Origin of the sequence: Pseudosporangium ferrugineum (assembly GCF_003002065.1) — a bacterium.
In the GTDB taxonomy this organism is placed as follows: Bacteria; Actinomycetota; Actinomycetes; order Mycobacteriales; family Micromonosporaceae; genus Actinoplanes; species Actinoplanes ferrugineus_A.
Genome location: NZ_PVZG01000001.1, coordinates 420,799 through 441,719, shown reverse-complemented (window position 1 = coordinate 441,719; position 20,921 = coordinate 420,799). Strand labels below are relative to the sequence as shown.

Annotated in this window: 18 protein-coding genes; 8 read left to right on the top strand and 10 right to left on the bottom strand. The window is 71.3% G+C overall.

All coding sequences use genetic code 11. The annotated features are described in order from the left end of the window. Nucleotides 1-74 precede the first annotated feature (74 nt). From CLV70_RS01935 to CLV70_RS01920, 4 genes are all read left to right on the top strand, one after another. On the top strand, nucleotides 75-530 hold the full coding sequence (locus CLV70_RS01935; RefSeq protein WP_106124553.1) for an Lrp/AsnC family transcriptional regulator: 456 nt from the start codon (nucleotides 75-77) through the stop codon (nucleotides 528-530). Then, nucleotides 527-1,897, top strand: coding sequence for an aspartate aminotransferase family protein (locus tag CLV70_RS01930; RefSeq protein ID WP_106124997.1), 1,371 nt, complete (start codon nucleotides 527-529; stop codon nucleotides 1,895-1,897). The genes CLV70_RS01935 and CLV70_RS01930 overlap by 4 nt, the downstream gene beginning before the upstream one ends. Continuing rightward, the gene (locus CLV70_RS01925) at nucleotides 1,882-3,153 is read left to right on the top strand and encodes an NAD(P)/FAD-dependent oxidoreductase (RefSeq protein WP_106124552.1); all 1,272 of its coding nucleotides are present in this window, start codon (nucleotides 1,882-1,884) and stop codon (nucleotides 3,151-3,153) included. Before CLV70_RS01930 ends, CLV70_RS01925 begins: the two co-directional genes overlap by 16 nt. A gap of 424 nt (nucleotides 3,154-3,577) precedes the next feature. Continuing rightward, nucleotides 3,578-4,339, top strand: a complete 762-nt coding sequence (locus CLV70_RS01920) for a hypothetical protein (RefSeq protein WP_106124551.1) — start codon at nucleotides 3,578-3,580, stop codon at nucleotides 4,337-4,339. Nucleotides 4,340-4,404: 65 nt separating this feature from the next. Here CLV70_RS01920 and CLV70_RS01915 read toward each other — a convergent pair whose 3' ends face one another. The 6 genes from CLV70_RS01915 to CLV70_RS01890 all read right to left on the bottom strand — a co-directional run bounded on the left by CLV70_RS01915 (nucleotide 4,405) and on the right by CLV70_RS01890 (nucleotide 11,390). Continuing rightward, nucleotides 4,405-5,790 carry an NAD(P)/FAD-dependent oxidoreductase gene (locus CLV70_RS01915; RefSeq protein ID WP_106124996.1) on the bottom strand — a complete coding sequence of 462 codons (1,386 nt, stop codon included), beginning with the start codon at nucleotides 5,788-5,790 and terminating at the stop codon, nucleotides 4,405-4,407. Between the two features lie 160 nt (nucleotides 5,791-5,950). Beyond that, nucleotides 5,951-6,730: an ABC transporter permease gene (locus CLV70_RS01910; protein ID WP_106124550.1), complete on the bottom strand. Its 780-nt coding sequence runs from the start codon at nucleotides 6,728-6,730 to the stop codon at nucleotides 5,951-5,953. Further along, nucleotides 6,727-7,584 carry an ABC transporter permease gene (locus CLV70_RS01905; RefSeq protein ID WP_106124549.1) on the bottom strand — a complete coding sequence of 286 codons (858 nt, stop codon included), beginning with the start codon at nucleotides 7,582-7,584 and terminating at the stop codon, nucleotides 6,727-6,729. The genes CLV70_RS01910 and CLV70_RS01905 overlap by 4 nt, the downstream gene beginning before the upstream one ends. 1 nt (nucleotide 7,585) lies before the next feature. Beyond that, nucleotides 7,586-8,839 carry a polyamine ABC transporter substrate-binding protein gene (locus CLV70_RS01900; protein ID WP_106124548.1) on the bottom strand — a complete coding sequence of 418 codons (1,254 nt, stop codon included), beginning with the start codon at nucleotides 8,837-8,839 and terminating at the stop codon, nucleotides 7,586-7,588. Further along, complete coding sequence (locus tag CLV70_RS01895; protein WP_106124547.1) at nucleotides 8,836-9,942, bottom strand: ABC transporter ATP-binding protein; 1,107 nt, start codon at nucleotides 9,940-9,942, stop codon at nucleotides 8,836-8,838. Before CLV70_RS01895 ends, CLV70_RS01900 begins: the two co-directional genes overlap by 4 nt. A gap of 11 nt (nucleotides 9,943-9,953) precedes the next feature. Continuing rightward, complete coding sequence (locus CLV70_RS01890; RefSeq protein ID WP_245907958.1) at nucleotides 9,954-11,390, bottom strand: aminobutyraldehyde dehydrogenase; 1,437 nt, start codon at nucleotides 11,388-11,390, stop codon at nucleotides 9,954-9,956. A gap of 261 nt (nucleotides 11,391-11,651) precedes the next feature. On the opposite strand from CLV70_RS01890, the gene CLV70_RS01885 reads away from it, so the two are divergent. Together CLV70_RS01885 and CLV70_RS01880 are read left to right on the top strand one after the other, a co-directional pair. Continuing rightward, nucleotides 11,652-13,229 carry a GGDEF domain-containing protein gene (locus tag CLV70_RS01885; RefSeq protein ID WP_106124546.1) on the top strand — a complete coding sequence of 526 codons (1,578 nt, stop codon included), beginning with the start codon at nucleotides 11,652-11,654 and terminating at the stop codon, nucleotides 13,227-13,229. Between the two features lie 31 nt (nucleotides 13,230-13,260). After that, nucleotides 13,261-14,022 carry a GNAT family N-acetyltransferase gene (locus CLV70_RS01880; RefSeq protein WP_106124545.1) on the top strand — a complete coding sequence of 254 codons (762 nt, stop codon included), beginning with the start codon at nucleotides 13,261-13,263 and terminating at the stop codon, nucleotides 14,020-14,022. A gap of 56 nt (nucleotides 14,023-14,078) precedes the next feature. Here CLV70_RS01880 and CLV70_RS01875 read toward each other — a convergent pair whose 3' ends face one another. The 4 genes from CLV70_RS01875 to CLV70_RS01860 all read right to left on the bottom strand — a co-directional run bounded on the left by CLV70_RS01875 (nucleotide 14,079) and on the right by CLV70_RS01860 (nucleotide 18,177). Continuing rightward, the gene (locus CLV70_RS01875; RefSeq protein ID WP_106124544.1) at nucleotides 14,079-15,578 is read right to left on the bottom strand and encodes a S8 family serine peptidase; all 1,500 of its coding nucleotides are present in this window, start codon (nucleotides 15,576-15,578) and stop codon (nucleotides 14,079-14,081) included. A gap of 85 nt (nucleotides 15,579-15,663) precedes the next feature. Beyond that, a complete protein-coding gene (locus CLV70_RS01870; RefSeq protein ID WP_106124543.1) occupies nucleotides 15,664-16,764 on the bottom strand; it encodes a type III PLP-dependent enzyme in 1,101 nt (366 codons plus the stop codon). 308 nt (nucleotides 16,765-17,072) lie between these two features. Beyond that, nucleotides 17,073-17,285, bottom strand: coding sequence for a DUF397 domain-containing protein (locus CLV70_RS01865; protein ID WP_106124542.1), 213 nt, complete (start codon nucleotides 17,283-17,285; stop codon nucleotides 17,073-17,075). A 43-nt stretch (nucleotides 17,286-17,328) separates the two neighbouring features. Then, on the bottom strand, nucleotides 17,329-18,177 hold the full coding sequence (locus CLV70_RS01860) for a helix-turn-helix domain-containing protein (RefSeq protein WP_106124994.1): 849 nt from the start codon (nucleotides 18,175-18,177) through the stop codon (nucleotides 17,329-17,331). 206 nt (nucleotides 18,178-18,383) lie between these two features. Here CLV70_RS01860 and CLV70_RS01855 point away from each other — a divergent pair, with 206 nt between their 5' ends. Both CLV70_RS01855 and CLV70_RS01850 read left to right on the top strand, forming a co-directional pair. Further along, on the top strand, nucleotides 18,384-19,022 hold the full coding sequence (locus CLV70_RS01855; RefSeq protein ID WP_106124541.1) for a GOLPH3/VPS74 family protein: 639 nt from the start codon (nucleotides 18,384-18,386) through the stop codon (nucleotides 19,020-19,022). 77 nt (nucleotides 19,023-19,099) lie between these two features. After that, nucleotides 19,100-20,836: an APC family permease gene (locus tag CLV70_RS01850; RefSeq protein ID WP_245907957.1), complete on the top strand. Its 1,737-nt coding sequence runs from the start codon at nucleotides 19,100-19,102 to the stop codon at nucleotides 20,834-20,836. Nucleotides 20,837-20,921: the final 85 nt, after the last annotated feature.

Genomic DNA, 20,921 nt, shown 5'->3' with positions numbered 1-20,921 from the left:
GGAAACACTTGTCAAGAGCGCCGGGAGCTGCGATAAACGTATGTACATGGAATGCCGGAGGGGATAATCGCGGCGTGACGGACCAGGCCCTGGACAGCATCAACAAGCAGATCATCGAGCACCTCCAGCGCGACGGGCGGATGTCGTACGCGACGCTCGCGAAGACCATCGGGCTCTCCGAGGCCGCCGTGCGCCAGCGCGTGCAGCGGCTCCTCGACCACGGGCTCATGCAGATCGTCGCGGTCACCGACCCGCTGACGCTCGGCTTCGCCCGCCAGGCGATGGTCGGCATCAAGGTGATCGGGGACATGCGCCGCGTCGCCGACGAGATCGCCGCGATCCCGGAGGTCGACTACGTGGTGATCTGCGCCGGCGGCTACGACATGCTCGCCGAGCTGGTCTGCACCGACGACGAGCACCTGCTGGAGCTGTTGAACGACAAGATCCGGGCGATCGAGGGCGTCTCGGCGACGGAGACGTTCATGTATCTGAAGCTCGCGAAACAGACCTACGCGTGGGGAACGAGATGAGCCAGGACCTGTCAGCAGCGGCCCGCGACCACCTCTGGATGCACTTCACCCGGCTGTCGGCGTACACCGGGCCGGGCGCCGGCGAGGTGCCGGTCATCGTGCGGGGCTCCGGCCCGTACATCTACGACCAGCACGGCAAGCGCTACCTGGACGGGCTGTCCGGGCTCTTCGTGGTGCAGGCCGGGCACGGCCGCACCGAGCTGGCCGAGGCCGCCGCCAAGCAGGCCGCCGAGCTCGCCTACTTCCCGGTCTGGTCCTACGCCCACCCGACCGCGGTCGAGCTGGCCGAGCGCCTCGCCGCGCTCGCCCCCGGCGACCTCAACCGGGTCTTCTTCACCACCGGCGGCTCCGAGGCGGTCGAGAGCGCCTGGAAGCTGGCCCGCAACTACTTCAAGCTGACCGGCAAGCCGATGAAGACCAAGGCGATCTCCCGCAACGTCGCCTACCACGGCACCACCATGGGCGCCCTGTCGATCACCGGCCTGCCGCTGCTCAAGCAGCAGTACGAGCCGCTGGTGCCGAGCACGGTCCGGGTGCCGAACACCAACTACTACCGGCGCCCCGACGAGTCCATGACCGAGGAACAGTTCGGCATCTGGGCCGCCGACCGCATCGCCGAGGCCATCGAGTTCGAGGGCCCCGACACCGTCGCCTGCGTCTACCTCGAACCGGTGCAGAACGCCGGCGGCTGCTTCCCGCCGCCGCCCGGCTACTTCCCGCGGGTCCGCGAGATCTGCGACCGCTACGACGTGCTGCTGGTCTCCGACGAGGTGATCTGCGCGTTCGGCCGGCTGGGGGAGTACTTCGGCTCCCAGCGGTACGGGTACACCCCGGACATCATCACCTGCGCCAAGGGCCTCACCTCCGGCTACGTCCCGCTCGGCGCGATGATCGCCTCGGAGCGCCTGGTCGAGCCGTTCCTGACCGGCACCGCGTCCTTCGCGCACGGCATCACCTTCGGCGGCCACCCGGTCGCCTCCGCGGTCGCCCTGACCAACCTCGACATCTTCGAACGCGAGGACCTCAACGGGCACGTCCGCGAGCAGAGCGGGCTGTTCCGCTCGTACCTCGACCGGCTCACCGACCTGCCGATCGTCGGCGACGTCCGCGGCGACGGCTACTTCTTCGGCATCGAGCTGGTCAAGGACAAGGCCACCAAGGCCACCTTCGACGACGACGAGTCCGACCGGCTGCTGCGCGGCTTCCTCTCCCAGGCACTCTTCGACGCCGGCCTCTACTGCCGCGCCGACGACCGCGGCGACCCGGTCGTCCAGCTCGCCCCGCCGCTGGTCTGCGAGGAGCAGCACTTCGCCGAGATCGAACAGATTCTGCGTACGGTGCTGAGCGAGGCATGGACCCGGCTCTGACCCCGTCCTTCTGGCTGGACTCCCTCGGTCCGTTCACCCGGCGCGCCCCGCTGCCCGGCGACACCACGGCCGACGTGGCGATCGCCGGCGGCGGCTACACCGGGCTCTGGACCGCGTACTACCTCGCGCTCGCGGCACCGCACCTGCGCATCGTGGTGCTGGAGGCCGAATACTGCGGCTTCGGCGCGTCCGGGCGCAACGGCGGATGGTGCTCGGGGCTCTTCCCGGTCCCGTACCGGAAACTGGCCGGACGCTACGGCGAGGACCGCGCCGAGGTCATGTACCGCCACCTCGCGGACACCGTCGACGAGGTCGGCCGGGTCGCCGCCGCCGAGCACATCGACTGCCACTACGCGAAGGGCGGCACGGTCTCGCTCGCCCGCACCCCCGCCCAGCTCCGCCGCGCCGAGGCGTCCCCGGACTTCATCGACGCGGAGACCGCCGCCAGGATCTGCGGGGCGACCGGCGTGCTCGGCGGCACGTACAGCCCGGACTGCGCGGCCCTGCACCCGGCCCGCCTCGTCCGCGGCCTGGCGTCGGCAGTCGAACGACGCGGCGTCACGATCCACGAGGGCACCCGCGTGCTGTCCCTGACCCGGGGTTCCGTCCGCACCGACCACGGCACCGTCCGGGCGCCGACCATCGTGCGGGCGCTGGAGGGCTACACCGCCGGCCTGCCGGGCCACCGCCGCACCCTCGCCCCGGTCTACTCCCTGATGATCGCGACGGCCCCGCTCGACCCCGCGACCTGGTCCCGCATCGGCCTCGCGAGGCGCGAGACCTTCAGCGACGACCGGCACCTCATCGTGTACGGCCAGCGCACCGCCGACGATCGCCTCGCCTTCGGCGGCCGCGGGGCGCCCTACCACTTCGGCTCCCGCGTACGCCCCCGCTACGACCACGAACCGTCGGTCTTCTCCGCCCTGCGCCGCACCCTCACCGAACTGTTCGGCATCGACCCGCCGATCGCGGCCCGCTGGGGCGGCCCCCTCGCCATCCCCCGCGACTGGATGCCCTCGGTCGGCCTGCACGAGGGCCTGGGCTGGGCGGGCGGCTACGTCGGCGACGGCGTGGCCGCGGCCAACCTGGCGGGCCGCACCCTCGCCGACCTGATCGCGGGCGACCTCACCGAACGCACGACGCTGCCCTGGGTGGGCCACCGCTCCCGCCCCTGGGAACCGGAACCGCTGCGCTGGCTGGGCATCAACGCGGCCCTGAGAGCAACAGCCCTCCGCGACACCTGGGAACGCCGCTGACCGAGCCCCGGGACCCCGGACCATGGCGTCTGCATCCCGGAACGGGTTGCTCCGCATCTGCCCGGCCAGCTCTGGTCTCGGCCCGGCCGTTCTGGTCTCCGCCCGGCCGCGCTCCGGTCTCCGCCCGGCCGCACTGGTCTCCGCCCGGCCGCGCTCCGGTCTTTGCCCCGGCCGTTCTGGTCTTTGCCCGGCCGGCCCGCATCGGCGGCGGTGACACTCGGGCGTCTGAGCGTCACGGCCATCTGACCGCGGTTCCCGGCCGGGCACGTCCCATTCTGCCGGGCCGTCCTCAAGGCCGCCTCAGCCCAGCCTCCAGCCCACCGCAACCTTTCCCCCGGCCGTGCCCCATCTCCAGCCACCATTCAACCCAGCCTCCTAGGATGCCCAAGGCCGTTGTGTCGTACCCCTCGGGCACGATGCGGGGATGGGGAACTTCCGCCCGCTACGGGACCGCGACGAGTTGGTGGCCGTGCTGGCCACGGTGCTGGATCGGGCCCGCCCGCGCTCGGACTACCGGCTGGTCGGCACGGGTGCGGCGCTGCTGCAGGGCGTCACCCTGCCGACCGGCGACATCGACGTCCTCGTCGCCGACCGCGCCGATGTGGACCGGTTCGCCGCCGCGCTGGACGGGTTCCCGTGCCTGGATCCGCCGGCCTGGCTCGCGGGCGCCGAGCAGTATTTCGCGCACTACGTCGTCGACGGGGTGAAGGTCGGCTTCAGCACGGTCGAGTATCCCGTCGAGAGCGACGCCTTCGAGTGCGCGGGCGAGGGCCCGTGGCGGCACTCGGTCCTCGTGCCCTGCGCCCCCGGCCACCCCGCGTCGGACGGCTCCGGCCACCCAGTGCCGGGCAGCCCCGACTACCCCGCGTCGGGCAGCCCCGACTATCCAGCGTCGGGCAGCCCCGGCCACCCGGTGCCGGGCAGCCCCGATCACCCTCCGGGTCTCGCACCGGGCGCCGGCGCGGGCGCTGCTCGCCGGTGGGCGGTACCGGCCGTGCGCCTCGAGTTGCGCCTGCTGTCCGAACTGGTCCGCGGGCGTCCCGACCGCTCCGCGCCGCTGATCGACCACCTGCGCGGGCACGGCGCCGACCTGGACCTGATCCGCCGGGGCCTGATCGACCGGGGCGTCCCGCCGGGCCTGGGCCGCCAGGTTCTCGACCGCCTGCGGCCCGAGGACCTCCCATGACGACGTGGATCGGCGCCCGGGACCAGGCGGCGATGCAGCAGCGGATGACCCACCTCGCGCTGATCTCAGGAGTCGAAGCCCAGGCCGACCCGGTCCAGGGTGCGCAGCCACAGGTTGCGGCGGCCGTCGTGGCGGTCCGCCTGGGCTATCGACCAGCGGGTCAGTTGGATGACGCCCGTGCGGACCGGTTCCGGGGGGAACGGTATCGGCTTGGAGCGGACCAGCTTCAGGGTGGTCAGGGGCGTGCGGGCCCCGTCGAGCAGGTCGAGCATCACGTTGGCGCCGAAGCGGGTGGCGCCGACGCCGAGGCCCGTGTAGCCCGCCGCGTAGGCGAGGCGCCCGCTGTGGGCCGTACCGTAGAAGCCGCTGAACCGGCTGCAGGCGTCGATGACGCCGCCCCATTTGTGGGTGAAGCGGAGGCCGTCGAGTTGGGGGAAGGTCTCCGCGAAGTGGCGGGCCAGCAGGTGGAACGTCGCCGTGCGCTGGTCGTGGTCCGTGCTGATGCGACCGCCGCGGTAGTAGACGGCGTCGTAGCCGCCCCACAGGATGCGGTTGTCGGCGGTGAGCCGGTAGTAGTGGAACTGGTTGCCCGAGTCGCCGATGCCCTGGCGGTTGGCCCAGCCGACCGCGGCGAGCCGGCCGGCGGTGAGAGGCTCGGTCATCAGGGCGTAGTCGTAGACGGGGATGACGTAGTGGCGCAGGCGGCGGAGCAGGTTGCCGTACGCGCCGGTGGCGAGGGCGACCCGGCGGGCGTCGACCCGGCCGCGCAGGGTGTGCAGGCGCAGGCCGCCGGGGATCGTGTCGATGCGGTCGACGCGGGTGTTGTCGTAGAAGCGGACGCCGAGGTCGGCGCAGGCCCGGCGCAGGCCCCAGACCAGGCGGGCCGGGTCGACCATCGCGCAGCCGTCGCGGTCCCAGACCCCGCCGAGGTACGTCGGGGAGTCCACCTCCGCCCGCACGGCGTCCCGGTCGAGCAGCCGCACGTCGAGGCCCCGCCCGGCCGCCGCGGCGTGGTACGCCCCCAGCTCCCGCACCTGCCACCCGGCGGTGGCGACGTGCAGTTCACCCGTACGCGAGAAGTCGCAGTCGATGTCGTAACGCCGGACCGTGTCCTCGATCTCGGCGAGGTTCCGGCGCCCGAGCCGCTCGAGGGTGTCCATCTCGCCGGGGAAGCGGCTGAGCCCGTTGTCGAAGCCGTGGGTGAGGCTCGCCGCGCAGAAGCCGCCGTTGCGCCCGGACGCCGCCCACCCGGCGGTGCCTGCCTCGACCACGACGACGTCGCGGCCGGGGTCGCGTTCCTTGGCGAGCAGCGCGGTCCACAGTCCGCTGTAGCCGGCGCCGATGACGGCCAGGTCGGCGTTCTCGGCCGTGGTGAGCGGGTCCGCCGGTTCGGGCGCGCCCGGCTGCCGCAGCCAGTACGGCTCCGGGATGGCATCGGCGAGCGCGCGCACGGTCACCGCCCCCGGCCGGCCAGAAATCGGACGCCGCCGGCAAGGCCGGCCCGGGACCGGACGGCGGTGACAAGGCCGGCCCAGGGCCGGACACTGGCGGCAAGGCTGGCCCGGGACCGGACGCCGGCGGCAGGGCCGGCCACCGGCATGAGCGCGCTCATCAGCGCCGCCGTGCCGGCCGGGAGCGGATGCTGGTGGTGACGGCGATGGCCACGCCGACCAGGAAGATGAGCGTGCCCATCACGTTGACCTGCGGTGGCAGGCCTACCCGGGTGGAGCCCCAGATCCAGAGCGGGAACGTGGTGGTGGTGCCGGCGGTGAAGTTGGTGACCACGAAGTCGTCGATGCTGAGCGCGAACGCCAGCAGCATGCCGGACGACACCGCGGGCAGGATGATCGGGAACGTGACCCGCCAGAACGTGGTCCACGGGTTGGCGCCCAGGTCGGCGGCGGCCTCCTCGAGGGAGCGGTCGAGGGTGAGCACGCGGGCGCGGACGACCACGGCCACGAACGAGATGCAGAACATCACGTGCGCGATGGTGATGGTGACGACGCCCGGGCCGACGCCGAGCGACACGAACAGGGTGAGCAGGGAGGCGCCCATGACGAGTTCGGGGGAGGAGATCGCGGCGAACATGACCAGGTTGACCGTGCCGGAGCCGCGGAAGCGGTAGCGGCCCAGCGCGTAGCCGATGCCGGTGCCGAGCGCGCCGGCGACCAGCATCGTCACGGTCGCCACCGCGAGGGAGGTGACCAGGGCGCGGGTGAGCTCGTCCAGCTCGAAGACGCGGCCGTACCACTTGAGGGTGAAGCCGTCCCAGCTCTGGTTGTAGCGGCCGGGTGTGTCGTTGAAGCCGAACGCGATCATGATCAGCACCGGCAGGGTGAGCCAGGCGATGACCAGCCAGGTGTACGCGTACAGCATCCGCCGGCCGGTCATCGCGCCGCCACCTTCATCACGTCCTCGGTGCCCAGCGCGCGTGCGTACGCGAACACCCCGATCAGCAGCACGGCCATGAGCGTGAACGACAGCGCGGAGGCCGTCGGGTAGTTGGAGCTGGTCAGGTACTGCGACTGGATGACCTGGCCGATCATCGTGGTCGACGAACTGCCCAGCACCGCCGAGTTGACGTAGTCGGAGCTGGCCGGCACGAACGTCATCAGCACGCCCGCGAAGACGCCGGGCAGCGCCAGCGGGAAGATCACCTTGCGGAACGTGGTGGCGGGGTCGGCGTACAGGTCGCGGGCGGCCTCGACGACGCGCGGGTCGATGCGTTCGAGCGCCACGTAGACGGGCAGCACCATGAACGGCAGGAAGTTGTAGACCAGCCCGCCGATCACCGCCACCGGCGTGCCGAGGACGTGGAACTCCTGGTGCAGCAGCCCGGCGTCCTTGAGCGGCCCGAGCAGGATGCCCTCGTCGGTGAGGATCTGCCGCCACGAGATGGTGCGCAGCACGAACGACACGAAGAACGGCAACAGCAGCAGGAACAGGTACGTGGCCTTGCGCCGCCCGCCGTAGAAGGCGATCCAGTACGCGACCGGGAACGCCAGCACGATCAGGACGACGGTGGTGATCCCGCCGTAGATCAGCGAGCGGACCAGTTGGGTGCGGTAGTTGACGACGGCGTCCACGTACGTCTGCCAGTGGCCGGTGAAGACGTAGCCGGTGACCACGTCGCCCTGCTGCAGCGACAGCGACAGCATCGTCACCATCGGCACGACGAAGAAGAGCAGCAGCCACAGCCCGCCGGGCAGGACCAGCAGGTACGGGGCGAGCCGTCGGCGCAGCATGTCAGCCCAGCACGATCGGTTCGAAGATGCCCTGGTACTCCTGCTGCTCGGCGGCGGTGGCGAAGGAGCGGTAGTAGTGCAGCCGGGCGTAGTCGGCCGGGGCCGGGAACACCAGCGGGCTGTCCGCCACGGCCTCCAGGGCCGCCTTGTCCTTGCCCGTCTTCGCCGCCGCGTCCTTCCTGATCTGGTCGCGGGCGGCCGGCACCGGGCACACGTAGTTGATGTACTCGGCCAGCGACGCGGCGATCTCGACCTGGTAGAAGAAGTCGATCAGCTTGAGGGCGTCGAGCGGGTTCTTCGCGGTGACCGGGATGGCGAAGTTGTCGGTCCAGATCGTGCCGCCCTCCTCGGGGATCACGAACTTGAAGTCCGTGCCGTCGGAGACGTTCTTCTGGAAGACGTCGCCGGACCAGGCCTGGGTGATCCAGACCTCGCCCTTGCCGAGCGCGTCGATGTAGCTCTGGTCGTAGTAGTTGCGGATGATGCCGCCGCTCTTCTGCTCCTTGAGCTTGGCGGCGGCCTTCTTCCAGTCGTCCGGTGTGGACTTCTCCGGGTTGACGCCGAGCGCCATCATGCCGAAGTTGCCGAGTTCCTGGGTGTCGGAGAACATGCCGACCTTGCCCTTGAAGGCGGGGTCCCACAGGTCGGCGAGCCGGGTGATCGGCCGGGTGATCTTCTTCGGGTCGTACGCGATCCCGGTCATGCCGGAGGTCCACGGCACGCTGTAGACGTTGCCCGGGTCGAACGCCTCCTTCTTGTACGCGGCGTCGGCGTTCGCCGCGTAGTTCGGCAGCTTGCCGTGGTCGAGCGGGGCGAGGAAGCCGGAGTCGACGAACTGCTTGAACTGGATGCTGTTGGTGATCACCATCAGGTCGAAGCCGATGTCCTGCCCGGCGGCGAGCTGCGGCTGCACCTTGGCGAACCAGGGGCCCATCTCCTGGATGACCTCCTGGTAGTCCACCTCGATGCCGGTGGCGGCGGTGAACTTCTTGAGCTCGGGGTGGGCCGGGTCCATGTAGAGCGGCCAGTTGGCGAAGTTCAGCTTGCCGGTGCTGGTCTTGCCGGCCCAGAACTTGGCGACCGCGTCGGCGGCGGGCGCGCTGGCGCCGGGGGAACCCTTGCCCTTGACGCCGCAGGCGGCCAGGGCGCCGCCGAGCGCCGCGAGCCCGGAGATCCGCAGGGCGTCGCGCCGGCCGAGCCGCCGCTGGGTGAGGCCGCGGAGCAGGGCCGGGTCGGGGATGCGGGGCTGGCTCATCGGACTCCGATCGGGTACGAGTGCTGCGCGCTCCAGGTGAGGAACACGCGGTCGCCGGGCTCGGCCAGGTCCTCGGCCGAGTAGGCGTTCTGGTCGAACACCACGAGGTCGGCGCCGGCCGCCGTCTTCACCGTGTAGTTCGTGGAGGTGCCGTGGTAGACCACGTCCGTCACCACGCCGGTCAGGACGCTCCCGCCGGCGGTGGCGGGCTCGTCGCGGCCGAGGTCGATCTTCTCCGGGCGTACCGAGACCTCGAGGGGGTCGCCGGGGCGGACGCCGTCGGGCACCGGCACGAGCACGCGCTCGCCCGGCCCGTACGTCAGCACCGCGATCCCGTCGTCCACGCTCCCGGCCGGGCCGTCGAGCAGGTTGGACGTACCGATGAAGCCGGCCACGAAGCGGGTGGCCGGCTTCTCGTAGATCTCCCGCGGCGAGCCCAGCTGCTCGATCCGGCCGGCCTGCATCACGGCGATGCGGTCGGACATGGTCAGCGCCTCGCCCTGGTCGTGGGTGACGTAGACGAAGGTGATGCCGACCTCGCGCTGGATGCGCTTGAGCTCGGTCTGCATCTGCTGGCGCAGCTTGAGGTCCAGCGCGCCGAGCGGCTCGTCGAGCAGCAGCGCGCGGGGCCCGTTGACCAGCGCGCGGGCCAGGGCGACGCGCTGCTGCTGGCCGCCGGACATCTCCCGCGGCGAGCGTTTCTCCATGCCGGTCAGCGAGACGATCTCCAGCATCTCGCCCACCCGGCGGCGGATCTCGGCCTTGGCGACCTTCTTGCGCTCCAGCCCGAAAGCCACATTCTGGTACGTGCTCAGGTGCGGGAACAGCGCGTACGACTGGAACACCATGTTGACGTCGCGCTTGTTCGGCGACACATTCGTGACGTCCCGGCCGTCGAGGTACACTGTGCCGCCGGTCGGCTCCTCGAACCCGGCGATCATCCGCATCGTGGTGGTCTTGCCGCAGCCCGAGGGCCCGAGCAGGGAGAAGAACTCGCCCTTGCCGATGGCCAGGTCGAGGGGGCGTACGGCCTGGACGGTCTCCCCGTGGACCACGAATTCCTTGTGCACGCCGTCGAGCTCGATCGCGGCCCTGTCGTCCATCTGGTACCTCTTCAGCCGAGATGACTCATCACGTGTTTGATGCGGGTGTATTCCTCGAGGCCGTACACGGACATGTCCTTGCCGTAGCCGGAGTGGCCGAACCCGCCGTGCGGCATCTCCGACAGGAACGGCAGGTGGGTGTTGATCCAGACCGTGCCGGCGTCGAGGCGGCGGGTGAGCCGCAGCGCCCGGGCGTGGTCGCGGGTCCAGACGCTGGCGCTGAGGCCGAAGCGGGTGTCGTTGGCGTGGTGCACGGCGGTGTCCTCGTCGTCGAAGGACTGCACGGTGATGACCGGCCCGAACACCTCGTCGCGGATCATCTCGTCGTCCTGGCGCAGCCCGGTCACGACCGTGGGCTCGACGAAGTAGCCGCGCTCGCCGATGCGCCGCCCGCCGGTGACGATCGTGGCGTGCGGCGGTGTCCGGCCGAGGAAGCCGAGCACCCGGTCGAGCTGGTCGGCGTTGTTCAGCGGCCCGTAGAAGGCGGCCGGGTCGCCGGGCCCGCCGACCACGGTGTTCTTCGCGGCGGCGGCGAGCGCGGCGGTGAACTCGTCGGCGATGCGGGCGTGCACCAGGACCCGGCACGCGGCGGTGCAGTCCTGGCCGGCGTTGAAGAACCCGGCGGCGGCGACGGCCTCGGCGGTGGCGGCCACGTCGACGTCGTCGAAGACCACGACCGGCGCCTTGCCGCCGAGCTCGAGGTGCACCTTCTTCAGGTCGGGCGCCGCGGCGGCGGCGACCTCCATGCCGGCCCGGGTGGAGCCGGTGACCGACACGAGCCGCGGGGTCGGGTGGGCGACCAGCGCCCGGCCGGTGTCCCGGTCGCCGCACACGACGTTGAACACGCCGGGCGGCAGGAACTCCGACGCGATCTCGGCGAGCAGCAGCGTGGTCACCGGAGTGGTCTCCGACGGCTTGAGGACCACCGAGTTGCCAGCGGCGATGGCCGGGGCGAACTTCCACACCGCCATCACCATGGGGTAGTTCCACGGCGTGACCTGCGCGCAGACCCCGATCGGCTCGCGCCGGACGTAGGAGGTGTGCCCGCGCAGGTACTCGCCGGCCGAGCGGCCCTCGAGCACGCGCGCGGCGCCGGCGAAGAAGCGCAGCTCGTCCAGGAGCGGGCCCATCTCCTCCTGCCGGGTCGCCTCGACGGGCTTGCCGGTGTCCCGGCATTCCGCGGCGACGAGTTCGTCGGCGCGGGCCTCGACGGCGTCGGCGTAGCGCAGCAGGGCCCGCTGCCGCTCGGCCGGGGTGGTGTCCCGCCAGGTCTCGAACCCGGCTTCGGCGGCCTCCATCGCCGCGGCGACGTCCGCCGCGGAGGAGACGGGTGCGGACGCGTACGCCTCACCGGTGCACGGGTCGAGGACGGGTGACGTTCGTCCGCCGGACGGGTCGACGGACGACCCGCCGACGAAGTTCCGCAGGACGGGCAGCGCAGCACTCACGTATCCGGACCTCCCGGGTCGACGTGGCGAGACCTTGACACATGCAAAGCCGTCAAGACAAGGGAATCCGAAGTATTTTTCAAGCACGAAACGGATTCAGACGTACGCCCCATGCCGGGCGACGTAATCCGAGGTCGGCGGCGGTGCCGGAGAGGGATTCCCGGCAGTGGCCGGCGACCGGGGCCGCCGCCGGGACACCGCGCCGTGCCGTTCCGGTCACGAACGCTCCGATTTGCGGCCCGGCTGCCGATCGTCAGCCTCGTGAGCAAGCTGTCGCCGGACGTCGTCGCGAGGCCTTCGGGCCTCGCGGTGACGCTGGCGTCCGAGCTCGACGACCTCGAGAACCACCAGGGCCACGACGTCGACGCCATCCTGGTGCGCGCCGCCGAGGCCGCCTGGGCGGCCGAGGCGCTCGGCGACCTCGTCCTGCTGCGCCGCGCCCAGCTGGTCCAGGCCGACATGCGCCAGCGCAACGGCAGCGTCGGGGCGGCCGCCCGGATCTTCCTGACCATCCACGCCTGGGCCGACCGGTACGACTGCCGCCCGCTGAGCGCCCGCAGCCACTTCCACCTCGCCCTGACGTACCACTACCTCGGCGACCACGCGGCCAGCCTCGAGCACTCGCTGTCCTCGGTCGAGCTGCTGGAGGACACCGCCCCGGCCGGGCTGCGGATCATCTACCTGGTGCGACTGGCCAACTCGCTCGCCGAGTGCGGGTCCATCCACGCCGCGCGGGAACGCTACGAGCAGGCCGAGCAGCTGGCCGTGGCGTCCGGGGACCTGACCCGGCGGATGCTGGTGCTCAACAATCTGGCGTACACCGAGATCGAGGCCGGCCACACCGGCGTCGCCCAGCAGATCGCCGAGCGGATGCACGCGACCGTACGGGCCCTCGGCCGGGAGTTCCTGGTCATCGAGCGTGACACGATCGCCAACGTACGGATCAGCGTCGGCGACTTCGCGGGCGCGGAGCGCATCCTGGCCGACATCCAGGACGCCCCGCGCTGGTTCGAGGCGCACGACGTGGCCGACGCCCGGCTCACCCTCGCGACCGCCCAGCGCCGCCTCGGCGCGCTCGACCGTGCCCAGGCCAGCCTCGACCGCTGCCGGGCCGCCTGCACCAGCGACGACCAGGGCCCGGCCCGGGTCCGCGCGATGGCCGAGCAGGCCGAGCTGTACGCGGCCGGCGGCGAGTACGCGGCGGCGTTCGAGGAGTACAAGCGGTTCCACGCGGCGGCGGAGGACCTCCGCTCGCAGCAGCAGGAGGCGCGCGCTCGCACCCGGCAGGCGATCTTCGAGACCGCCGAGGCGCGGCGCGACGCCGAGCGCTACCGGGAGCAGGCCCGCCGCGACCCGCTGACCGGCCTCTACAACCGGCGGTTCGTCGACGAGCGGCTGCCGCAGATCATGTCGGCCGCCGCCGCGGCCGGTACGCCGCTGACCGTGGCGCTGGTCGACCTCGACCACTTCAAGCGGATCAACGACACCCTCTCCCACGACGTCGGCGACCGGGTCCTGGTCGCCGTGGCCGACCTGCTGGCCGGCGCGCTGCCCGGACGCGACACGGACGCCTTCGCGGCCCGGATGGGCGGGGAGGAATTCCTCGTCGTCCTGCCCGGCCTGGCCCCGGCCGACGCCCGGCCGTGGCTGGAGAGCCTGCGGCACGCCGTCCGCGACCACCCCTGGTCTCCGGTCACCGGCGAGCTGCCCGTCACGGTCAGCATCGGCGGCGTGGCCGTCGTGCCGGCGCCCGACGAGGATCAGGCGGCCCTGCTCGCCGAGGCCGACCGCCACCTGTACGTGGCCAAGCGCACCGGCCGCGACCGCGTCGTCTGCTGACCTTTCGCCCCTGGCGTACGTTGACGGGGATATGGAGATCACCCACCGGCCGACCGCCGACGCCGCCGCGCAGGAATGGCTGCACGCGGTGACGATGCTGACCGCCACGCAGCCCGGCGGCTACGCCCGCACCTCCGCCGGGGGCATCGCCGAGATCGTCTCCGGCGTGCCCCTTCCCACCCTGAACGGCGTCTTCGGCATCGCCCGGGACCCGGATCCCGCCGGATTCGCCGAGGCGGCGGCCTCGCACCGGCTGTCCGGCGTCCCGTGGAGCATCCAGGTCCGCGGCGACGACGTCGATCCCGCCATCGTCCGGACGGCCGCGAGCCACGGGCTGGAGCATCGCGTCGCGCTGCCGTTCATGCTCAGGGAGCTCACCGCCGCCGACGTTGCGCCCGTTCCCGCGTCGCGGCGCGTCACGAGCGCCGGCGAGCTCGCGTACCGGAGGGCCCTGGCGGCGGGCTTCGAGGCACCGGAGTCGTTGTTCGCGACGATCGCGGCGCCCGAGGTGCTCGACCACCCGTCGATGAGCGCCTATCTGATCGAGGTGGACGGCGAGCCGGTCGCCACGTCGTTCGGCGTGCTCAGCGGCGACATGGTGGGCGTCTTCAACGTCTCGGTGCCGCCGGGCCGACGGGGGCGGGGCCACGGCCGGGCGGCGACCGGTGCCGTCCTGCACGACGCGTACGCCGCCGGCGCGCGCGTCGCCTACCTGCATTCCAGCGCCGCCGGCCTGCCGTTGTACCGGAGCATGGGCTTCCGGACCGCCGAGAACTGGTCGGTCTTCAGCTGAACCGCGACGGAGGCCGCGCCCTCGACGGGCGCGGCCTCCGTGGTGCGGGGGAGCGGTCAGTTCATCCAGGCGCCGCCCGTGCCGTGCTGCCACGACACGCCCGACCAGGCCCGTCCCGACCAGGGTGCCCCGTCCACCAGCGTGTTCGACCACGCGCGGCCGGTCCAGGTGGCGCCGCTCCAGGCGATGTCCGACCAGGCGCGCCCGGACCAGTCGGTGCCCGACCAGGCGCGGCCCGCCCAGTTCGGCTGGCCGTACTGGGTGCCCGCCCAGCCGGTGCCGGTCATCGGCCGGCCCATCCACTCGCCGCCCTGCCAGGCGCGGTGGGTGATGCTCGCCAGCGCCCACTCCGACGACTTCAGCGGGCCGAAGATGTCCCGTTCGCCGATCAGCGGCACGCCGTTGAGGGTGACGATCGAGGTGCCGCGCGCGGCCTGGATGCTGCCGGTGCCGGTCGACATCGGGCCGAGCTCCAGGCACAGCTTCGGCAGCTGCGCGGTGGCCCTGTCCAGGTCGATCATCCGGCCGCCGGCGGTGGCGCCGCTCACGTACGGGCCGGACTGCCGCAGCGAGCACTTCAGCGAGTCCGGGTTCAGCCACGGGTAACGCTGCAGCAGCAGCGCGGCGGCCCCGGTGGCGACCGCGGTCGCCTGGGAGGTGCCGCTGCCCACGAAGTAGCGCTCGCCGACCCGTGCCGACGGGTACGCGGCGTCCGCCATCGACCCCGGCACCCGCAGCGACACCACGGAACGCCCGGGAGTGAGCAGGTCCGGGACCCGCGGGGCGGCGCCGACGCTGGTGAAGGACGCGATCTGGTCGTCGGCGGGTGCGGTGGTGCCACGCATGTCCGTCGCGCCGACCGTGATCACGTACGGGTCGAACGCCGGGTTGGTGATGGCGCCGCCGGTGTTGCCGGAGGACACCACGACGGCGATGCCGGCCCGCCACGCGTTCTGCACCGCGAGCGACAACGGGTTCTTCAGGTAGCTGAGCACCCCGTCGGTGCCGTACGACAGGTTCAGCACCCGGATCGGGTTGCGCACGTCGTCGAAGCGGTGCTCGACCACCCAGTCGATCGCGGCGATCACCTGGGTCACGTCGACCGCGCCGTTGGCCGCGCCGACCTTCAGCGACAGCAGCTTCGCGTCGGGCGCCATGCCCCGGAAGCCGGTGCCCGAGGCGTCGCGCCCGGCGATGATGCCGGCCATGTGGGTGCCGTGGCCGTACGTGTCGCGCCACCGCAGGTTTGCCACCTGGCTCTCGAACGACAGGTCCGGGCCGTTGGCCACGTTGCCGGAGGTCAGGCCCTCCACGGGTGCGACGCCGGTGTCGATCAGCGCGATGCCGATGCCCTTGCCGGTGTAGCCACGCTGCGCCGCGACGTCCGCCCGGGTGATCCGGCGTACGTCGGTCATGGTCGCGCCGGTGGCGTCGAAGCTGTAGTCGGCCGAGGCGGCCCGCGCGGGCGTCCCGGCCTGGGCGGGCGTCCCGCCGGTCAGGGCCGCCACCGTCGTCGCCGCGGCGGTCACCGCGACCGCCGCCACGTACCGTCGCACTCGTGCTCGTCTGGCCGTCATGACGGAGGCCATCGACCCGGCCCGGCGCCACCTGAGGGTTTCGCCGGTTGTTTCCCGGTGCGATTCAGACGAGCACCACCCGCGGCGGGGCGAAGCCGTTGAACCGGGACGCGTAGACGCTGGTGTACGCCCCGGCCGAGCCGATCAGCAGCTCGTCGCCCTCCCGCAGGTCGGCGGAGAGCAGCACGTCGCGCGCGAACGTGTCCTGGCTGTCGCAGGTCGGGCCGGTCAGGTGGTAGCAGCGGCGCAGCCGGGTGCCGCGGGCGTCGTGGATGGGGTAGTGCAGCTCCCCGCCGGACTCGAGGACCTCCATGAGGCCGTGGAAGACGCCCAGGTTCGTGTGCGCCCACCAGCCGGACGGGCGTTCGGCCACCCCGATGACCCGGCAGCGGAACGTCCCGGCCTCGGCGACCAGGCACCGGCCCGGCTCGGCGAAGACCTCCACCGGGTACGGCAGCCGGGCGATCCCCGCCGCGGCGGCCCGCCCGAAGTCGGCCAGCGGCGGCACCGGCTCGTCGTACGCCGCCGGGAAACCGCCGCCGAGGTCGACCATCTCGAGGCGGACCCCGGCGCGCCGCAGCCGCTCCATCGCGGCGGCCACGTCTTGCAGCGGGTGCAGCAGGGCGGCCGGGTCCAGCGACTGCGACCCCATGTGGAAGGTGATCCCGTACGGCACGAGCCCCCGGTCCCGCGCCTCCAGGAGCAGCCGGACCACCCCGGTGACGTCCACCCCGAACTTGCCCTCGCTCGGTACGACGCTGTCGTCGCCGAATGTCGCGAGGCGCGCGTAGACCCGGCTGCCGGGGGCCTCGTCGGCGACCCGGCCCAGCTCCTCGGTGGAGTCCACGCTGAACCGGTCCACGCCGGCGGCGGCCGCCCGGGCGGTCTGCTCGCGCGCCCGCACCGGGTTGCTGAAGAGCAGGTCCCCGGCCCGTACGCCGATGCCGCCCAGCGCCTCCATCTCCTGCACGGACGCGATCTCGAAGTCGCAGCCGGCCTCGTGCAGGGTACGCAGGACGCCGGGGTGGGTGTTGCATTTGGTGGCGTAGAACGGCCGTACGCCGGGGAACGCGGCGCGGAAGGTGTCCAGGGCGGCGACGATGCGGTCGGCGCGCATCTCGAGCACCGGTGCCGGGCGTGAGTCCGTGATCGGTGTGACGGTCACGAGGTGAGGCGAGGACGGGCGCAACGGAGGCCCCTTACTCTAAGTGGTCTCATCAATGCGGAGCGTGCGTTACCAGTATGCCCCGGCCGGCCGGAAAGGTCGATGACCGGCCTCGATGGAGATCAATATCGGCACTTCCGGTCAATGACCTGCGGAAATGCAAATCGGGGCGCCCGGTGGGGCGCCCCGATCGCGTGGTTCGTGAGTCCGGATGGGGACTCTTTCACCATCTTGAATTCGATCTTGCTCCTTCGGGAAGTTGACTTTGAGTATCTACTTCCCATCTGTGAGTACAGATCGGTAATCTCTCAGCGGATATCGAACTCGCCGTCCTGCACCGAGTTCAGGAACTCGGTCCAGTTCGCCGGGTCGAAGAAGAGAGCGGGACCGGAAGGGTTCTTGCTGTCGCGAACGGCAACAGCTGTGTCGAGGACTGCGACCTCGACACAGTTGTTGCCGCCGTTTCCGTTGCTGCGACTGCTCTTTTTCCAGACGGCAGCGTTGAGACGGTGCGCTGGCATGCCATGCACCTCCCTTCGATATGCGATTGTGCGTACTGGTCCCCTACGCGCGCAGGAGACTTTCGATCATCTTAAGGCTCAGGCGGGGGTCCAATGCCCTTGCGCTCAGCCGCTCGAAGTCCAGACGGTAGCGAGCGACCTCTGAATGTTGCTCTTCGTAGAGGTCGCCCGCAAGTCCCTCTAGGTAAACTACATCCAAATGAGTGGTCTCGCGGAACTCCAAAAGCGCTGCTGAACCGCCGAGGAACGGGTGTTCGCCGGCGTCGAAGGGCAGGACCTGCAGCGTTACGTTCGGTAATCTAACGATGTCGATGAGATGGCGCAGCTGCTCGTCCATGACCTCGGGGCCGCCCACGGAGCGCCGGACGACCGACTCGTCGATGATCGCGACCAGCTCGAGCGGGTTCGGACCGGTCAGCCGGCTCTGCCGCTTGAGCCTCAGGGTGACCCGCCGGTCGGTCTGCTGGGGAGAGTCGGTCGCCCGCCCGGTGCGCATCAGCGCGCGGATGTACGCCTCGGTCTGCAGCAGGCCCGGCAGGATGATGGGCTCCCAGGCGCGCAGCGACGACGCCTCCGCCTCCAGGCCCACGAAGTTGCCCGGCCGCATGATGTCCCGGTAGTCCGTCCACCATGTCTTCTGCCGCGACGAGCGGGCCAGCTCCATGAGGGCGTCGCGGTACTGCTCGTCCTCCACGCCGTAGAGAGTCAGCAGGTCACGCACGTCGCGCGGAGTGACGGCGACCCGGGCCGTCTCGATCCGCGTGACCTTCGCGGCGTGCCATTCAAAATGGCGCGAAACATTCTCCTGGGTCAATCCCGCGTGCTCGCGGCAGCGTTTCAGCTCGGTGCCCAGCCGACGTCGGCGCAGCGTGGGACCCTCGTCAGTGGACACCGTCACTCCCTCGATCTTGAGGGGCCGCTACCCCGGTATGTATCGGCCCGCTATCCATCGTAGACGAGGCTGGACGATTACGAGTCTAGTACTTCTTGCATTGTCCTCGGAGCTAGGTACATGATGCTGCGGACAGCGAGTTATTGCCTTCTATACGGGTAGTTGCCCGGGGGCGATTCGGGTCGAGGTGTCAAAGGAGTAGCGGCGTGCTTGCTGACCAGTTCTTCCTGATCGCGCACGAGGACCGGACCGGCCGGTCGCGTCTGCACCCCCGGGCGACGGGCCTGGGCCTCGCCGCCGCCCTGCTGGGCGAGCTGATGCTCGAAGGGCGCCTGCGCGTCTTCGACGGCGACCTCTATATCGAGAGCCGGCAGCCCCCGCGGGACTCGCTCTCCCATTCCGTCCTGGAGTTGCTCATCGCCCAGCCCCAGCACCGCGAGGTGCGCACCTGGCTGGCGTACCTGTCGCAGGACGCCGCGGACCGGGTCGGCGAGCGGCTGATGCGCTCGGGCGCGGTGGAGTCGGTGACCCGGCGCCGGATGCTGAGCACCCAGACCTTCTACATGCCCAACAACGAGGCGCAGCGCAACGCGGCCGCGTGGGCGCCGATGCGGCTGGCGAACATCATGGTCCGCGGCATGGAGATGTCGACGAGCGACCGGCTGCTGGCCGGGCTGGTCGTGGCGACCGGCCTGACCCGCCACGTGCTCTGGGACTTCGAGGTGCACCGCCACGCCCTGACGCAGCTCCCGACCGCCATCGGGACGCTGCCCGAGGATTTCCGGCAGTTGATCGAGCAGACCGAGGCGTCCGTCGGCTCGGTCCTCGCCGTCGGCCGGCGGTGAGTGCCGTCGGCCGTCATCATCGCCGGCGGGACAATATCGATCAATGGGCTGGGAGGCTGTTGATGGCGCGTAAGGACGTGTCCGAACCCGATATCGTGTCGACCGCACTGGCACGGAACCGGCTCGGCGTCCCCTCGGTGGTCTTCTTCGGAGTCGCCGGAGCGGCCCCGCTCACCGTCGTCATCGGCGCCATCACGACGATCTACGCCGTCGTGGGCAACACGGCGGTGCCGGTCGTCTACCTGGTCGTCGCGGGCATCCTGTCGATCTTCACGGTCGGCTTCGTGGCGATGAGCCGGCACATCGTCAACAGCGGCGCGTTCTACTCGTACATCAGTCACGGGCTGGGGCGGATACCCGGCGTCGGCGCGGCGTTCGTGGCGCTGCCGGCGTACGCGATGATGCAGATCGGTCTCTTCGGGCTCTTCGGGGTGGTCGCCTCGGGCGTCCTGGACGGCCTGGGCTTCACCGTCGGCTGGTTCACCTGCGCCATCGTCGCCTGGGCGCTGGTCTTCGTGCTCGGCATGCTCTGGGTCGACCTCAGCGGCAAGGTGCTCGCCGTACTGCTGGTCGCCGAGATCGTCATCGTGCTCATCTACGACATCGTGATGGTCGCCAACCCGGCGGGCGGCTCGGTCTCCTTCTCCACCCTGTCGCCGACCCGGGTCTTCACGCCCGAGGTCGCCGCCATGATGGTGCTCGCGATCGCCGGCTTCGTCGGCTTCGAGGCGACGGTGGTGCTCTCCGAGGAGGCCAAGGATCCCAAGAAGACGATCGCCCGGGCGACCCACTGGGCCGTGATCCTGGCCGGCCTGCTCTGCGGGCTGTCGGCGTGGGCCATGTCGGTGGGCGCCGGGCCGGGCAACATCGTGGCGGCGGCGAAGGCGGAGCAGACCGACCTCGTCTTCACGCTGGTGAGCCCGCACGTGCCCGAGGCGCTCATCAACATCGGCTACGTGCTGTTCATGACGAGCATCTTCGCCGCGCTGCTGGCCTTCCACGCCGCGGTGTCGCGCTACCAGTTCGCGCTCGGCCGCGAGGGGGTGCTGCCGCGGGCGTGGGGCTACACCCACCCGCGTACGGGGGCACCGATCGTCGGTTCGCTGGCGCAGAGCCTGCTCGCGCTCGTCGTGATCGTGGTGTACCGGTTCACCGGCGCCGACCCGCTGATCTACCTGTTCGCCTGGCTGACCGTCGTCGGCGGCCTGGGCGTGCTGATCCTCATGTGGAGCGCCTCGGCGGCGGTGATCGTGTTCTTCGTGCGGCACCGCCACCAGGAGAACGTGTGGCGCGCGAAGGTGTCGCCGATCATCGCGTTCGTGCTGCTCAGCATCATTCTGGCGGCGACCGTCTACGGCCTCGGCGACCTGTTGCAGATCGAGCCGGGCTCGATGTTCCACTGGCTCTTCCCGACCGGGTACGCCGTCTTCGCCATCGTCGGCTTCGTCTGGGCGATCGTCATGCGCGCGGCCCGGCCCGAGGTCTACGCGGCGATCGGCCGCGGCGCCGACGGCGGCTTCATCGCGGACGCGCCGCGGCTCAAGGGTTCGCACACCGAGCCGATCAGCGCCCGCGCGATGATGGCCGCCGCCCGCGAGCCGTCGCCGCCGCCCCGCGAGATGCCGTCGCTGACGCACGAGCTGCCGCCGTTGCCGCGGGACATGCCGCCCATGCAGGGGCTGCCGGGGGACCGCTCGGCCCGCCGGGACATCCCGCCGCGCCCGGGCGACCCGCCGACCCTGCGCGACGTGCGCAGCGCGCCGCCCGAGCACTCGCCCTGGGAGGCGCCCCCCGAACCGTCGCGATGGCAGTAGCCGTCGCCTTCGAAGAGCACGCCGAAACCGCCCGCCGCCGATGGAAAGGAGGAACCCGTGCCGGCCGCGATCCGCCAGCCCCCCA

Coding starts and splice junctions, on each gene's coding strand:
- CLV70_RS01895 (WP_106124547.1), bottom strand. CDS start 9,942: ATGGACGACAGGGCCGCGATCGAGCTCGACGGCGTGCACAAGGAATTC.
- CLV70_RS01925 (WP_106124552.1), top strand. CDS start 1,882: ATGGACCCGGCTCTGACCCCGTCCTTCTGGCTGGACTCCCTCGGTCCG.
- CLV70_RS01910 (WP_106124550.1), bottom strand. CDS start 6,730: ATGACCGGCCGGCGGATGCTGTACGCGTACACCTGGCTGGTCATCGCC.
- CLV70_RS01905 (WP_106124549.1), bottom strand. CDS start 7,584: ATGCTGCGCCGACGGCTCGCCCCGTACCTGCTGGTCCTGCCCGGCGGG.
- CLV70_RS01900 (WP_106124548.1), bottom strand. CDS start 8,839: ATGAGCCAGCCCCGCATCCCCGACCCGGCCCTGCTCCGCGGCCTCACC.
- CLV70_RS01880 (WP_106124545.1), top strand. CDS start 13,261: ATGGAGATCACCCACCGGCCGACCGCCGACGCCGCCGCGCAGGAATGG.
- CLV70_RS01920 (WP_106124551.1), top strand. CDS start 3,578: ATGGGGAACTTCCGCCCGCTACGGGACCGCGACGAGTTGGTGGCCGTG.
- CLV70_RS01930 (WP_106124997.1), top strand. CDS start 527: ATGAGCCAGGACCTGTCAGCAGCGGCCCGCGACCACCTCTGGATGCAC.
- CLV70_RS01865 (WP_106124542.1), bottom strand. CDS start 17,285: ATGCCAGCGCACCGTCTCAACGCTGCCGTCTGGAAAAAGAGCAGTCGC.